At 62.8% G+C, this 15,625-nt stretch carries 6 protein-coding genes; 3 read left to right on the top strand and 3 right to left on the bottom strand.

Features of this window, described 5'->3' with window-relative positions; all coding sequences use genetic code 11:
• The first annotated feature begins 56 nt into the window (after positions 1–56).
• The 3 genes from H7K45_RS12645 to H7K45_RS12635 all read left to right on the top strand — a co-directional run bounded on the left by H7K45_RS12645 (position 57) and on the right by H7K45_RS12635 (position 12,765).
• On the top strand, positions 57–5,306 hold the full coding sequence (locus H7K45_RS12645; protein WP_263996982.1) for a RecQ family ATP-dependent DNA helicase: 5,250 nt from the start codon (positions 57–59) through the stop codon (positions 5,304–5,306).
• Complete coding sequence (locus tag H7K45_RS12640; RefSeq protein ID WP_263996151.1) at positions 5,299–11,754, top strand: helicase-related protein; 6,456 nt, start codon at positions 5,299–5,301, stop codon at positions 11,752–11,754. The genes H7K45_RS12645 and H7K45_RS12640 overlap by 8 nt, the downstream gene beginning before the upstream one ends.
• Before the next feature lie 135 nt (positions 11,755–11,889).
• Positions 11,890–12,765: a hypothetical protein gene (locus H7K45_RS12635; RefSeq protein WP_263996150.1), complete on the top strand. Its 876-nt coding sequence runs from the start codon at positions 11,890–11,892 to the stop codon at positions 12,763–12,765.
• A gap of 42 nt (positions 12,766–12,807) precedes the next feature.
• Here the strand turns inward: H7K45_RS12635 and H7K45_RS12630 are convergent, their stop codons facing one another.
• The 3 genes from H7K45_RS12630 to H7K45_RS12620 are packed head-to-tail and all read right to left on the bottom strand — an operon-like array spanning position 12,808 to position 15,398.
• Positions 12,808–13,440: a hypothetical protein gene (locus tag H7K45_RS12630; RefSeq protein WP_263996149.1), complete on the bottom strand. Its 633-nt coding sequence runs from the start codon at positions 13,438–13,440 to the stop codon at positions 12,808–12,810.
• A gap of 42 nt (positions 13,441–13,482) precedes the next feature.
• Complete coding sequence (locus tag H7K45_RS12625; protein WP_263996148.1) at positions 13,483–15,063, bottom strand: putative alpha/beta hydrolase; 1,581 nt, start codon at positions 15,061–15,063, stop codon at positions 13,483–13,485.
• Positions 15,060–15,398: a DUF2563 family protein gene (locus tag H7K45_RS12620; protein ID WP_263996147.1), complete on the bottom strand. Its 339-nt coding sequence runs from the start codon at positions 15,396–15,398 to the stop codon at positions 15,060–15,062. The genes H7K45_RS12625 and H7K45_RS12620 overlap by 4 nt, the downstream gene beginning before the upstream one ends.
• Positions 15,399–15,625: the final 227 nt, after the last annotated feature.

Below are 15,625 nucleotides of genomic sequence, written 5' to 3'. Positions count from 1 at the left end.
CGGGGGTGAATGTTTGAACTTGCACTGCCGTGGCGCAGAACGACCGGATTCCGCTGATGACCGGAGTTAGCACTCCGCTCCCACCCGCCATCGAAGCTGCGCACCGGCTCCTGGCTGAGAACGAACCAATGTCTGCCGCTGACCTCAGCGGACAGCTCCGCGCGAATGGGTTCCACAAATCCATCGAGTCGCTCGTCCAGCTACCCGACCGATACCCGGAGCGCTTTCGCATGACGGGAGATGGACGCATAGGAATCGGTTCGTCTGTCCATGCAACCGACGACGCGATCCAGCTCGACGAACCAGTGGACGCCGAGTGGTACCGGCCCCCTGTTCGGCCCCGGGTGCCGCTCGACCGAGTCGCGGTGCTCGACATCGAGACAACGGGACTAGACCCAGCGAAAGACTTCATTTGGGATATCGCCGTGGTGGGTCTGAACGGCGATCCGATAGCCCACCTGCCTGTGAAACTGCCCGACGGTATGACGCGGCCGACTCTTGAGGACGCCGACGCGGCGACCTCGCTGGGAGAGGCGCTGCAGGCCCTCGGCGCGAGCTTGAACGACATCGACCTCGTCCTAGGCCACAACGCACTGGCCTTTGACTTTCCGTTCCTCGACAAGGCGGCCAAACGAGCAGGAATAAAACCGTTACAGCTCCCGTCGTGCACTGACAGCCTGTATCTCTCGACCCTCGTCGACGTCGCGATGCCCAATCGGTCACTCGCCGATCTGACCGAGCGCTCCGGTGTCACCCACGTCGAGAATCACCGGGCACTCCCCGACGCCACTGCCACGGCGGCCGTCGTTCGCGCCCTCCTCGCCGAGATCAAGATGGGGGATCCGAGTTGGCCGCTCGCCATCGCGGCTCTCGAGACCTTCGACGATCCGCTCGCGCAGATGATGCCCGAGCTGGTGACGCCGCCTGACATTCAGACGCTGATCCGTGCGCCCGACCCCCTACTCGAGCGATCGGGCGCGACGGCCGCGGACGCCTGGTCGTCGACTCGCGATGCATTCGAATATTTGGAGAACGAGCGCGGCCTGCGCAGCCGCGCGTCGCAAAAGGAGATGGCTCACGCCGTTGCCGAAGTCTTCGATCACGGTGGTCGACTTGCCGTCGAAGCGCCGACGGGTACCGGTAAGTCCCTCGCCTACCTCCTGCCAGCGCTCGGCCGCGCCTCACGGCCCAAGAAACCGGTCGTCGTGGCTACCGCGACCAAGGCACTGCAGAGCCAGCTGCGCGACGAAGCAGCCCGCGTGCAGCAAGAGGGTCTGCTGCGGGCGCCCTTCCGCCAGATCCAGGGCGTCAGCAACTACGTGTGCGCTCGCGAACTCGAGGATGCGCTCGCTGATCGCGAGTCATCGGGCTTCGCCCTAGCCGTCGCCATTCGAGCGATCGCCTCATCCGCAACGGGAACTTGGGATGACGTCACCGACGACGTCATCCGTCGCAGGGATGGTCGATACGCCAGGACCCGTGCACGCCTCCGCACCAACTCAGCCGGCTGCGATCGAACGATGTGTCGTTGGGCAGGGGTGTGTCCACTCATGCAACAAGTGCGCGACCTCGACAGCGCGCCCGGAGTCGTCTCCGTCAACCATGCGCTGATTGCCAGTTGGGTCAAGATCAAGCAGAACGGTGGGCGCGTCCCTGGCGACGTGCTTGCCGACGACACTGCAGACCTAGTGTTCGACGAGGCACATGCGCTCGAGGACAGTCTGACGTCCGCTTGGACCGAGAGCATCGATGCGCTGGAACTCGACATCCTCGTCGGTGCGCTTTCACCCCGATCGCGACTGCTGAGAGCATTGCGCCTGCGCGCCAAGGCAAGTGATTCGTTCACGCAAGCGAGTCAATCAATCGGGATCGCGACGGCAGGGGTCTCGACGGCAGGGAAGACGCTCGCCCAGGCCGTGCACACGTACCTTCACGAGTACTCCGGCAAGGCGGACGCCGTCGTACTGAGCGCCGGCATCGTGACCAGCCGCCCAGAGTTTCGCGCCCTCAGACAAGCCGCGTTGGACGCCCGCTACGCCTTGATCCAGCTGGCGAAGTCGGTGTCAGCGCTGCGCTCGTCGCTGTCGGAGATCAGCGGAACCGCCTCAGAGCAACGGCGCCTCCACGGCTATGCCGAGAGGCTAGACACCGCAATCGACTTGCTCGTAACGCTGAACGATCTCCCTGACAATCACCTCTGGGTCTACCGACTCGCCACCGAGGAAGACGACTCCGCGGCGTGGCTCTATGAGCGCATCCCGATTCACGTCTTCCCAGAGTTCCAACAATTGGTCGTCGACCGCACCCACTCGGTGGTGCTCTGCTCGGCGACCCTCACCGTGCAACATCGGTACGATTACCTGGCGTCACGATTGGGCATCTCCATCGATCCCACTCCGATAGACGGTCAGTTCCGAGCGCTTACGCTGCGCTCCCCCTTCGACTATGCGCAGCAATCAATGGTCGTGCTGACCAATCACCTGCCCGTGCCCATTCCCGAGAACGAACGTGAGTTCTGCGAAGAAATGGCCGCAGACCAAGCGGGCTTCCTGTCGCTCTCCGGCGGGAAGACGCTCTCGCTGTTCGCGGCCAGGAAGAGGATGGAAGCGGTCGTCGCCGGGGTTCGGACTCGAACAGTCGAGCTGGCGCAACGAGGAGTCGAGATCCTCGTTCAGGGTGAGCAGGGCCGCTCTCAAATTCAGCACCGCTTCCGCGCCGAACCCGGCACCGCCCTGTACGGATTGAAGTCCTATTGGGAGGGCTTCGACGCTCCCGGAGAGACCCTTTCCTACCTCTTCATCGAGAAACCGCCCTATCCTCATCCGAACGACCCCCTGGTGTCCGCGCGGCAGCGCGCCATTGCCGAGCGAGGCGGCGACCCGTTCCTCGACTACGTGCTTCCGATGACGGCCATGCAGTTCACCCAGGGCTTCGGCAGGCTCATCCGCTCGGAGACGGACCGCGGAGCGGCATTCGTCTGCGACCGTCGACTGCACTCCCCCACCCAGGCCCAGCGCGTCATGCTTGGGTCACTACCAAGTCCGGCGATTCACGAAGCCGTCGACCGCGATGACGCGTGGACTCGCGCAATCGAATTCGTGACCGGTGAGCCACCCGATCTGACCACGGCGATCTCGTTCGGACGCGACGACGTTACGCAGATCCTCGACCGCCTACGCCTGCTGCCCGGCGAGGACCCGACTGCCAAACTGCGCGAAGCCGCCGAGATGCTCTTCGGAATAGCCGACCTTCACCCCAAACAGCTCGAGGTCATGCGTTCCTTCATCGACGGAAAGGACGTCCTCGCAGTTCTTCCCACCGGGTTCGGCAAGTCACTCTGCTTCCAGCTCCCTGCATTGCTCATGCCAGAAGCCAGAGCGACTGTCGTGGTGTCTCCGCTGATTGCGCTCATTAAGGACCAGGTGAACGACCTGCGTGGCAGGCGCGGCATTCGCCCCGTCCAAGGCATCACCGGAACCACGTCCAAAGTCGTTCAAACGGAAATTCTTCGCGACACCGCGGACGGTCGAGTCCGTCTGCTGTACGTCTCGCCAGAGCGGCTAGCCCGTGACCCAGTCCTCCGCGGAGCTCTGGGGCGCCAGCAGCTCAACCGCGTCGTCGTCGACGAAGCGCACTGCATCTCAGTGTGGGGTCACGATTTTCGCCCCGAGTTCCGTCAGATTCCCGCATCCGTCGACAGCTTCTCGACGCGAGCTCCGCGTGCAGGACTCACCGCGACTGCCACACCCGAGGTCGAGACCGACATTGGCCAGTCCTTGCAGATGCTGGATCCGGTCGTGGTGCGCGAGCCGAGCGATCGACCAAACCTGCAGTTCCGCGTTACCGAATGCGCCAACGAGAGAGACCGCGTTCGCGAATTGCTTCGGTTCGTCACGTGGGCTGACGGGACACCGGGGATCGTCTACATCACGCGCCGCGCCCTTGCCGAAGAGATCGCGTCTCTCTTGCGTCGCGCCGGTCACGCTGCGCGCCCGTATCATGCCGGAATGGTGCCCGAGCAGCGGGATGCCGTCCAAGAGGACTTCGACGCAGACACCACTCGAATCATTGTTGCCACGAAGGCCTTTGGCATGGGCATCAACAAACCAAACATTGGCTGGGTGGTGCACTTCGACCTGCCTGATTCCCTCGACGGCTATGCGCAGGAAGCGGGCCGAGGTGCGCGTCAGCGCAACATGATCGGCAATTGCGTGTTGCTGTACACGAAGGGCGATCTCACACGGCGTCGGCGCCTAGTCGAGTCTGGCGATGCTGCCGCCGATGCAGCCACCGCGCAGAGAATTCTCACCGCGCTGTGGACGTGCCGTGAACGCGGCGACAGCAGGGTCTTCGACGTCGACGAGTTGGCAGACTCACTCGAACTCGAAACCGACGAGCTGAACGTGCAATTGGCGCAGCTCGAGCGCGTAGGCACTCTTACCCAGGGTTTGGACTGCTCAGCTCGGGGCATGGTCGACGTCGGGTTCCGTGAACCTGAGGACGAAGCAGAGCGCCGGTTCTTTCGCGAAATCTTCTACAAGGTTCACCGAGCACGGCCGAACGTTCGGATTCAGATTGACTTTCAGCAGCTGAAGGACCAGCACGGCTACGATCCCGACACGCTGGAGCTCAAGTTCATCGAGTGGTCCCTAGACAGGCTGATCACGTTCTCCAGCTCCCGCCGCCTCCGTCGAGTCAAGCTGGTCAAGCGGACGGCTCCAGCCGAGGCCATCGCCCGAGAATCGGCACGATGGCGGCAGTGGCAATTGCGACGACTCCAAGCCATGATCGACTACGCCACGAACCGATCGAGCTGCCGTCGGGTGATGGTCGGCAACCACTTTGGCGACTTCGTCCAAGACTGCCTCAGCCGCGGCATAGTGAGGTGCGACGTCTGCGATGGTGCGTCGGCGCCCTGGACGTCGCTCCCCGATCACCTCGTAGCCGACCCCGAGACACTCATCAACGCCGAGCTGACTCTCATGCAAGCCGTCGCATGGTCGTCCTCCTATCGGCGTGGCGCCTACGGCGAAACCAGCCTTCGCGCAGCAGTTCTCGGGATGGAGTCACTAGGTCCTGGGCGTCCCCTCGGACAGGGCGTACTCAACTGCCCCCAGTTCGGAGCGCTCAAGCACGTCCGAAACGGAGAGAAGCGCTGGAACGACGCACTCTTGCAGCTCATGAGCAAGGGCATGGTTGATCGACGCGCAGTTGCGCGCGATGGTTCCGGCGCCACTTATCAGACCCTCGTCCTGACAGCCGTCGGGGCACAGACACTCGGAGTACCCGTAAGCCACGATGATTGAGAAGCGCATCACCCAGCAGCTGCTTGAGGCAGGCGAGCTGGCCTTGACCGGGCGCGAGCAGGCCGCACTCGGCCTGCCGGAGCACAGCACGACGGTCTCGCTGGACCTTGAAGGGGAGTCCTTCCAGGCTCAGTGGAGTGGTCGTAGCCGCAAGCTGAGCGGTGAAGTCCTCTCAGAGCGCCTTCAGGACTACGGGCAGTCCGGTGGACTGCTCCGCTTGCGGCTCGTCGAGTCGGTATACCGGCTGCTTCTGTTGCCGCCGGGAGCGGTCATGGAGGCCCGCCAGACATACGTGCCGCCGCCGCCCGTCAAAAGTCAATCCGTACGCACGGCAATGCAACGTCGTGCGACGGTCGATCGCCAGTTCCACTACGACGACGAGTACCGATGGAATGAAGGAACACCGCGCACTATCGGCTTCCTCTCGGATTCGAGACGAATGCTCGGAGAGCAGCTCAAGGCCGCAGGATTTGATGCGTTGGAGCTCGTCGAACTACGCCTTCAAGGCGAGGAACTGGCAACGCTCGATGACTTCGAGGAGTTGCTCGCAGTCGACGTCGCCAACGTCGACCGCATGCCGCACCAGGAGGCCGTGGCTCGTCACGCTCTCTCTCGTCTGCGCGGTCGAGCCGTGCTCGCCGACGAAGTTGGCCTCGGCAAGACCATCGAAGCCGGACTCGCCGTCAAAGAACTGACACTTCGTGGTCTCGCCAAACGAGTCCTCATTCTGTGCCCCGCACCTCTGCGCGACCAGTGGCGCGAAGAAATGAACCTCAAGTTCGACCTGCCCTTCGACGTGGCATACAGCGGCGCGGACATTCGCGACCAAGACAAATTGATTCTCAGCCTGACGCTGGCGCGAAACCGGATGAAGGAGATCATCAAACAGCCGTGGGACATCGTCATCATCGACGAAGCACATCGTGCCGCGGGCGCGGGCGCGAAGAAGACGCGTGAGCTGATCACTGAGCTCACTACGGCATGTCGCTACGCACTCTTCCTGACGGCCACGCCGGTGCAGAACGACCTGCTCGAGCTCTACCGCCTAGTCGAACTGCTGCGCCCCGGCACGTTCACCTCGGTCGCCGAATTCAAGCGCAAATACATGACACGGTTCGATCCGCGCACACCCAACGACCCTGCGGCGCTTCGCCGTCTGATCAGCAGTGTGATGATCCGGACGACGCGAGCCCAAGCCGGCGTCGACCGAGTCACCCGGCGGGCAGTCGACGTTCCGGTGACGCTGGGACCGCGCGAGCAGGAGCTCTACGCACTGAGCACCGACCTCCTGCGGAACGTCATGCGGGATTCGGGCGACACCATGCGCCGTCGCAGCCTCGCCCTGCGACTGACTGCAAGTCCGTTTTCGATGGGAACCACCGCGCTCCGGATGGCCGAACGTCACCCAAGTGAGCGAGTTCGTCGCGTGTTGAGCGAAGTCGGCCATCTCGCGATGGACATCCAAGGCTCTGCGCGGGAGAACAAGGCCATGGAGATCACCTCGAAGTGGGTTCGCGAGCATGGGCGAGTCCTCGTCTTCACGCAACACACCGACACCGTGACCGGCTTGCTGCGCCGCATGGAATCCGAGGGATTGCGCGCCCGCTCCTTTCACGGCTCGATGTCCGCCGCCGAGCGCGCTCGCACCATCGCCGCCTTCCGATCGGGTGAGGTACCCGTCATGATCTCGACGGATGCCGGCGCCGAGGGGCAGAACCTTCAATTCTGTAACTGCGTACTGAATTACGACCTGCCGTGGAATCCAATGCGTATCGAACAGCGCATCGGCCGCGTCGACAGACTCACGCAGCCACGCGACGAGGTCTTCATCGCCAACCTGTACGCACGAAGCACGATTGACGAGCGTGTGTACCAGCTGCTCGCACAAAAGCTCCGAATGTTCGAGCTGCTGTTCGGGCAGGTGACCACCATCCTCGGCGAGCTGGATGATTCGAAGTCAGCAACCTTCGAAACTCGAGTCATGGAGGCCTTGTTCGCTGACACGGACTTGAAGATGGGCCGACTGCTCGAAGAACTGGGAACCGAGCTCGTCGTCGCACGCGAAAGTGCATCGACGCTCATCGCGGCCGACAGCGGCTTCAGCAATTGGATGGCGACTAGCTTCGACCATCGAGAGGGCCTCACCAAGGAGGGCGCGGCCGAGCTTCGACCGGAAGTCACTGAGCGCGCACGCATGAGGCAGCGGCGGGTACAAGGCTGGGTGCGACAGGTCCTGACCGCCCTCGACGCCCGGATACTGCACGACACGGGCGAGGGCGACGGCGCCTTCCTGACAGTGCAATTCGACGAGGAGATGGCTGACGAACTGGGCGGTCGCGCAGTCATGCATCTCGCATTCGACCGCATCGGCATGGAACATCACCCCGATGCGGAGCTATGCGCAGTCGGTTCACCGGTCTTCGACGAGCTTCTGGGACTGCTACGCATGCGGGGAGACCTGCATGCCACCGTCCCCGTCATTCCCGACGACATCGGGCCAAGCCCATACCGACACGCCGAATCAACACAGCTCATCAGCCGCCATCTCGTCCCTTCGAACTCATGGAGCGGACAGGCGACGTTCCGCGCGACCGTGGGCGAAGCGGAGACGACCGAGCACATCGTCACCGCCGATCTGAACGGCCACCACCCTGTTTCCCTTGCTCGTCGCCCGCTCGGCGATGGTGAATCCCTTCCCCCGGCAATCGGCTTGCCACACGAGATCGTATCGGAATTTGAGAAGCAGGCGTCCAGCCAGCTCGAGAGGCTCCGCAGAGATCGTGTCAAAAGCGTTGAGCGGGAACAACGAAGCGAACTCAAGCGCATCCAAGAGGGGTATAAGTCACAGATTGACGAGGTGTACGGCGAGGATCGGGCCCGGCTTCGGCGCGCGTTGGACTCAGAAGAGAAGCGTCTGGGCAGGTCGCCCGACATTCGGGCGCGAGCCAAGATGTTGGCGATAACTCTTGACGAAGACGACTGGCTGGTCGAGGAACGCTGGTCCGGACCTGGCGGTGTAGAGGGCAGCTTTACCTACGAATGGGGCTTCTCGCCGCCCGTCGTCGAAAGCGATGCCTCCGCAGCCGAAATTGGAACCCTTGCGCTGTGTTCTGATGGTCACTGGATTGACGAATCCGAGGTGGCTCCGTGCGATTCGTGCGATGACCACCTCTGTATCGCCTGTGGCGATGACGCGGTGTTTGCGGAGTGCCCGGTGTGCGGCGGATCTTGTTGCGGTCGTTGCCGTTCAGCGACGGGCGGTCTTTGCCGGCCGTGCGATGATCCAGTCCGCGCCCCCGCTTTGGACCGCGAACATGCGATCGCATGGCGCTTCAATCGTGGAACGATAATGTACGTCGGGGAGCGAGCCGCTGAGCTGCTTCGACCTGGCGACCCGTCGCCTCACGTCATTGTCCCCGATCGTGACGTCACCGATCCGGCCCGCGTCCGAATGCGCTCATACGCGATGCACAACGCATTACCCGCCGATAGCGGACTGATCCTGCGCGACCTCACGACGCGGCCCGAGTCGGGCGATGACCGGCAACTTCACCTCCGGGCCGTCGAACAGATCGACGTCGAGCTGTCAACGGCTGATGCGGCATCATCCAAGGTGACTCCTGCTGCCACCAACGATCTACCCAATCATCCGAGCGTCGCTGTTCATGGTGAAGGCGCCTTCGGTCTGGCTGCACTCCTGCCTAAGCTTCGACGGAAGGTGCCGCCGCCCCCACCGCCCAGTGTCATGGTGACGCGGCGCTCGACCTTCACCGATTTGGTTTTGAAGTCCGACCGGCTCGTCGAGTTGGTGTCGGTGGTGGCCGACGACGGCACGGCGTCCACGCAACGCGAACGGACCGAGTACCTCGAATGGGTGACTCCCGTTGTCTACGATTCGTTAGTCGCCGCTGGGGAACTCGCGGGAATGCGAGTCACCGTCGAGCGAAGAAATGACGCTCTGCTGCTGACCGCGAACGATGCAGCGTCGCGCACAGCCGCTCAGCGATGGGTTGCACTGCCGCCGGACGGATCTGTCGAGGACCAACTGGCGTGGTTTGCGGTGCTGGAATCCGCTGGGGCACCAGGCGGACGCGTCGGCCGTCGTATGGGCGAAGCGTCCGCGATGGTCGAGTCGTATCCCTCACCGAACGAGAGCTGGCTGGTCGATCGAACGATCATTCCGGTCGCGGAGCTCGCTGAAGTCGACGGTGTCGAGTCGCTACAGGCCGCGGATCACGCGTCGCTCGCCGCTCTCGAAGGCCGTGTGCAACCCAAGCCGACACCTCAGCTCGACGTTGCGCCGCCTGGGCTTGCGTCCGAGCTGCTCGACCGTAGCCAAAGAGGTTTCTCGTCAGTCGTGCGCAGCGGTTTTGAGATCAGTGAAACATGGCAAGGCCACGGCATCGGGCACCGTCAGTACCGCGCCTTCGACGGACTTCCGATCGCACCCACTTTGGATGACACCGGTCGACCTGCAAATGAATTCGGGATATGTCGTGACGGCCACTTCCACGAGGAGGGCACCTCAGCCCAATGTGAGTCGTGCCGGACAACGGCGTGTCGCGCGTGTGACGACCTAGGCCATCAAGCCTCACTCGGATGCCCACGTTGCTCGGCGCAGGTATGTCGACGGTGCGTCTCCGCGGACCACCATGTACCGGACGTCCAGTGCCGATCTTGCGGAGACGTGGCATGTCCGGAGTGCGGCCGCGATCCCGAAGTCACCCCATGCGTCATTTGCGAGCGGTCGATGTGCGCGACGTGCCGAACGGGGTCGTTGTGCGAAGCATGCACACGCCTCGCGCCGGCTAGCGATGACGTCCTTCGAGCCTTGCCCATTGAGCTCGCTTGGATGGGTGCAACAGTCGTCGCGGCCGAAGACGAAGACGCGACGATAGCGTTGATCTCGCGAGGTGACATCACCGAGCAGGCAACGGTCCGGGACGGTCACGTTGAGCGGTGGGTGTCCTACGGACTAACTCAGCTCGACGAGGCGTACCGGTTGCGACTTTCCGCTAGCCGACAACTCGGAACGCAGGTCGTTCCGGAACGGCGCCATCTCGAGGTGGACCTGCGAATCACTGTGCCCCACATGGTCGTTCGATCAGAGCAACGACACTTCGCTGAGTGGACCGTGGAATCGCTAGGCCAGTCAGGTCGCAGTACGCACGGCTTCGACACCCCGCGTGGCGAGCTAGTGGAGTTGATTGCTAAGAGGTTCCCAGTTCCTTCCCGGTTGCCGGAACCTGTCAGGTGGATGCCCAACGAGGTACGCAACGCCGTGCGGCAAGTAACTTCGCCTCGAGTAAGACCGCTAGTCATGCGATGGACTGCGGTAGGACGCCGGACTGCTGTCATCGGCGACGGACTCGTCGACCAGAGATATGACGGTTCAACCGTCGTCAATTCCGTTGTGCCATGGTCCGACCATGCCATAGGTCCGGGGTGGTTTGCTGACAGCTGGAACCCAGCACCGACAATACGTGCGAGCGCGGTGTGCGAGCCTGCCCACGCCGTCATCGGTGTAATGGCATCGATGCTCGTGCTCGGGGTCCGGGTGGGTCAAGATGCGAAGTGGTTCTCGATAGCAAACTCGCCGCAAACTCCCGGAGCAACGGCGCTGGCGCGGTCGATGGGCCTTCCTGACGCGGATGAGATCGTCGCCTTCACCGATCCGAGGAAGATCACCCGGTCGACCGTGCTCAACGCCACGAACGTCGCGCTTAACGTCATACCCGCCGGATTTGTCAACAACGTTGGCTTTCAGTCGAATAACGACGTGACGCCGGAGGCCCTGGCGGCCTGGTTACCGGGGGTTGACGTCAAGCACCCTGCTCTTGGGCACCTGGATCAGTACCTACGCCAGGCTCTCCTACGACGATTCCACAACGGCACTGGACGCTCAAAGGTAAAGATAGGAGCAGCCGTCGACGAGGTGGTCACGGTCGAGGGTGGTCACACGTGGCGCAACCACGTCACGCTCAGTCCTGGTGACGTGGATGCCCGGCGCCTCGAGACCAAGACGAGGACTCCGCTGGCTGTAGGGGTAATCGATCGGGAGGGGCACTTCAGTCCTGTTGTCCCACAGTGCAACTACTGCGGTGGCAAGATCTGCGGCCTGTGCGTCGATGGTTTCGTCGCCTGCGATTGCTGCGATGCACAGCTGTGCAAGCGCTGCATTCGGGAGCCACAGACAGGCCTGTGGCTCTGCCCGGCGTGCAGCACCATGCGTCGGCCTACCCGCAGCGAAGCTCGAGAACACGGCCGCTTGTTATCGACGCGCAAGATGCTGATCGGTGTCGATGATCTCCACGAGGTGGCGGTGGAATTCTCGAAGCAGCATTGGAGCAGAGAAAACCCCGACGGCGACAAGAAGCTGGTTGCAAACCCAGCTGTCTCCGCGTTTCTGAACGAGCGGCTTGCCGCATCGGCGGGTGATTCGATATGACGCTCTGCCGCAATGCATTTCATGCCCAGGAGATCTTTTACTCGACAACGGTGCCCAAACATCACCTCCGCGCAGCTGGCAGGGGCGCAACGTGGAGTCATTCAATTGACGGTTGAGCCCAACAGGCGGGGAGAAATGCGCAACACTCACTTCAATATCATCGGACCCACGGCAGGGAATGCCGTCGTCGAGGCTTGGGCCGACGACTACATCCGCTTCGAACGGCGCCCTCAGTGGCAAGAGTTGCTCCGAAGTGAGCTCCGTAGTCGCTGCCGGCAGCTCGAACCGTCGCAGGCACAGGTGCTGCACGCGACGTTCTCCGGAGCCAAGCTCGCCAACGCCGACGTCGAAAACCTGGCGATATACAACATCGACTCGTTTAGTACCGCAGGCCGTAACGGGATCCGCTTCGAACACGGAGGCCCTGTACAGGCACCCCACGACGGTGTGGACTACTCCTTTGGCTATCGCTACGCGCTCGCGACGCGTTCGAGCACCTTTAACCACTGGCAGAAGGGACGAACGCTCGCGTCCTTCGGCTGGACCGACCTTGGCGCATTCCGCGGTGACAAGAAGCTTGCCCAGGTGTGGCTGGCGTTGCGCCGCGGTGAGCCGGCGGTTTTCGAGCCTGCTGCGCCCGAAACGCGCTTTGCCGTTAGCCTTCAGGTGCGCCCGCCGCTGCGACGACAGCCGGTCTGGGGTGCGCTCGTAAAGGGCATCTTCGACGGAGTCATCTGCGCGTTTCATTCCCACACCGACACGTCGGTCTTACCTGAGGTGTCAACTCGGCTTGCCGAAGTGCTCTCTGAAGATGCTGCAGAGATCGAGCTGGCGCTGCTCAATCAGCACCGTGCCGTCCTCGGAGCGGTGCGACGTCTCGCGTCGCCCTACCGGCAGGGTGTCAAGTGGGATCCATCTGACCACCTCTGCGTCGCCGGTGAATTGATCGCCGCCGAACCAATCGATGATCGCTGGGCCATCAGCGGCGAACTAGCTGAGCTACATCGCTAGCGGTCTGTCCGCCGCCACCGGCGCTCACCTGGCGACCGGCTGTCAGCCAGGCAGCTCGGCTTGCCGAGTCCCGTCCTGGCGCCGGCGCCACATCTGTCGGCCAACCGCATACCCAACAGCATAAAGAACGGCCAACGTGCCCAGCGTCATTACCGACACGATCACGAACTGCAAGAACTGCTTTCGCGCGAAACCGAAATCCGCGCGGCCGTCGCCATAACCCAGGGTGAGCGCCACGACCACGATGACGGCGGCCATCGCGGCCGCGAGCCGCGGGTTCTCGCCGGCGACCACGAACTGCTCGACATTGAAAACGCATAGCGCCATCGCAGGCACCATGAGCCACCACAACTTACGCGCCGATGTAAGCGCTCCCGTTCGCTGCGCAGGACGACTTCGCGGCTCGGCGCCCCGAACGTCGTTGCTCGCCGTCTCCTCCGACTCAGCGTCAATCGTGAAGAATGCGAACACCTTTCCGCCGACCTTGAGATACGGGGTGGTGAAGAATGCGGTGAACAACATCATCGCGGCGACGAAAGTCGACAATCCCAGGCCCGACTTCCAGTTCGGTGGGTACGCGATGAAGAACGCGGAACCAACCGCTAAAACAAGACCCGACCAGAACAGTCGACGGCCACGCGCGGGGTTCTTGGCCGACGCCAATAACGGAAGCACCAGTCCGACAAAGGTCGTGACTACGAACGGAACGTTGATGGTCTACCTCGTCAGCCAGTCGTATGCCGCTTCCCCAGCCTTCTCGCCGCCGAAGGCGCCAGCCGTCCCCAGGACGAGCGCACCGACGAACGCGCCGGGTGGTCCCGCGACTGCCATACCGCCTTCGGCTCCAATCGCGCCCAGGCCCCAAGCACCGGCCATCCCGCCGGCACTCTTCGAGAGCACCTCGCCCAACGGCGCGCCGTTGTGCCACTCGTACAGGCCTACACCGAGGTCGATCACGTTTCCAGCCCAGCCAAGTCTTCCGCCAATAGTCTTGAGGGCTTTGACATCCTCCTCCGAGAACGCGACGCCCGGTTCCCAATGCCGGCCCGTGGGGAGAGCTTCTCCCCCTCGATTGAACGCCTCCGCCCCGCCGGCTATCGGCTTTCCAGCCGCGGAGGCACCATCGACGAGTTCCTTCGGAATGATCCCCTGCGACATACCTTCGGCCACGGTTCCGGCTCCCTGCGCTGTCATCCCAGACGCTTGGAGTTCCTGCTGCAGTTTCGTCAACGCGTTGGAACGGTCGGAGGCCTCCATTTGGTCGATCAACCTAGTGGCGTCATCTGGGGTCATGGGTTGTTGATGCCAGGAAACGTTTCCGCTCTCCAGATCCCGCTGGAGTTGCAGCCTCGCTTCTGCCCGTGTGCGTGCGTCGCCGCCGAGCACCAAGTCCTTCGGCACCGGACCTGTGGACTTCGACGTCATGTAGTCGTCAAGTCGCTGACTCGCTAGCCGTGTCGGACGATCGTCACCGTGGGCGTGGGCCGAACGCGTATAGCTGTGCGCCGGATCGACGATCGCTTGGTAGTCGCGTAATCGGGCCGCAGCGTCGGCTTCTTCCTGTGTCATGTATCCGGGTTCACCAATCATGCTCGACGCCGACCCGCGGCCTGCGGCATTCGCCTGGTCGACCATTGCCTGATCGCGAGCGCGCTGCCCCGATTTGTCATAGCGGTCGGCGATCTCTCCTGGTGCGTTGCCTGCCACGCCGTCGGCGTCGTCGATCGCGTCCGGCGTGTACCCCGTCTCCATCATCGCGGACTCAGCCGCGTCGAGCTGGGCGACGTAGGAACCTCGAAACGTCTCGAGCTGGCCGACTGCTGCGGCCGTCGCGGCGTTCGCGGACGCGAGAAGGTTCGCTGCCTCGGATGGCGAGTCTGCGAGCACCGCAGAGATCTGATCGTCGATGGCGTGCAATTGGGATTCGAGGCCGGCGATCTCAGCGTCACTGTTGCGTTGCGCAATGGCTAGGGATGCCGCGACGTGCTCAAGATTGATAGCAATCTGCGAGAGCTTCTCGGGGTGGCCGGCCAACTCAGCCGCCGCTCGCTGAACTTCGTGAGACTCGTCGATCGGGGATTCACTGTCGTTGCGCTTGTAGGCCTCTTTGAATTTCTTCTTGGCGGCGTCGAATTCCTCGTCTGCTTCACGAACGTGCGAGCCCGCTTGGTGAAACGCGTCCGCCAAGCCGTCTATCGCGCCGGAGTCACCGGCCTGCAATTCGCTGTTGAGTTTCCACGGGTCGCCACCGGCGGCAGCTACCAACTCCGCCTGCGTGAAGTTGACGAACTGAGTCAAGCGTCTTCGGCCTCGAATTGATCGCTCGCGCCCGCGATCGCCTGTGCAGCGTCGGAGTCGGTGTCGGTGACGACACCGGCACCTATGTGGCCTTTACTGGCAATGTCCGTTAGTCGGGCGTGGTGATCCTGGGACCGTTGTAGATGGCTGTCTCGCGCCTTGAGTGCCGCGCTGTGAAATCCCTCCGCAGCCGCGAACTCGCCAAAGATGCCTCGCGGGAGCATCGCATCCGATAGTCGACTCGCGGCCTTTTGAGCGGCTAATCCCGCAAACGAGCTCGAATCACTCCCAGCACGAAGTAAATCGGTGTTGTACTCCGCTTTTCTGGCCGGCATCACCACAGATTAGTTTTGGCTCAGCACACCTGTCAACGAAGCCGGACCAAGGCTAAAGGTGCCCTGCCGAGGTATCGCACCAACGCCAAGAAACGGGTTGAAACCCGGACGGCTGAGCAGTTCGTCCCGACCATGGACGAGAGTAAGCCCATGGATATGCCACCGAGTTCGGATGGAGCACGGCCGTACCCATCGACCGTATCGCCGCAGGACCCTGGCCACCGCCA

Origin of the sequence: Mycobacterium yunnanensis, assembly GCF_025823185.1 — a bacterium.
Taxonomy (GTDB): domain Bacteria; phylum Actinomycetota; class Actinomycetes; order Mycobacteriales; family Mycobacteriaceae; genus Mycobacterium; species Mycobacterium yunnanensis.
The sequence above is the reverse complement of the archived record's forward strand: the minus strand, read 5'-3'. Positions and strand labels throughout refer to the sequence as shown.

Coding starts and splice junctions, on each gene's coding strand:
- H7K45_RS12645 (WP_263996982.1), top strand. CDS start 57: ATGACCGGAGTTAGCACTCCGCTCCCACCCGCCATCGAAGCTGCGCAC.
- H7K45_RS12640 (WP_263996151.1), top strand. CDS start 5,299: ATGATTGAGAAGCGCATCACCCAGCAGCTGCTTGAGGCAGGCGAGCTG.
- H7K45_RS12635 (WP_263996150.1), top strand. CDS start 11,890: ATGCGCAACACTCACTTCAATATCATCGGACCCACGGCAGGGAATGCC.
- H7K45_RS12620 (WP_263996147.1), bottom strand. CDS start 15,398: ATGCCGGCCAGAAAAGCGGAGTACAACACCGATTTACTTCGTGCTGGG.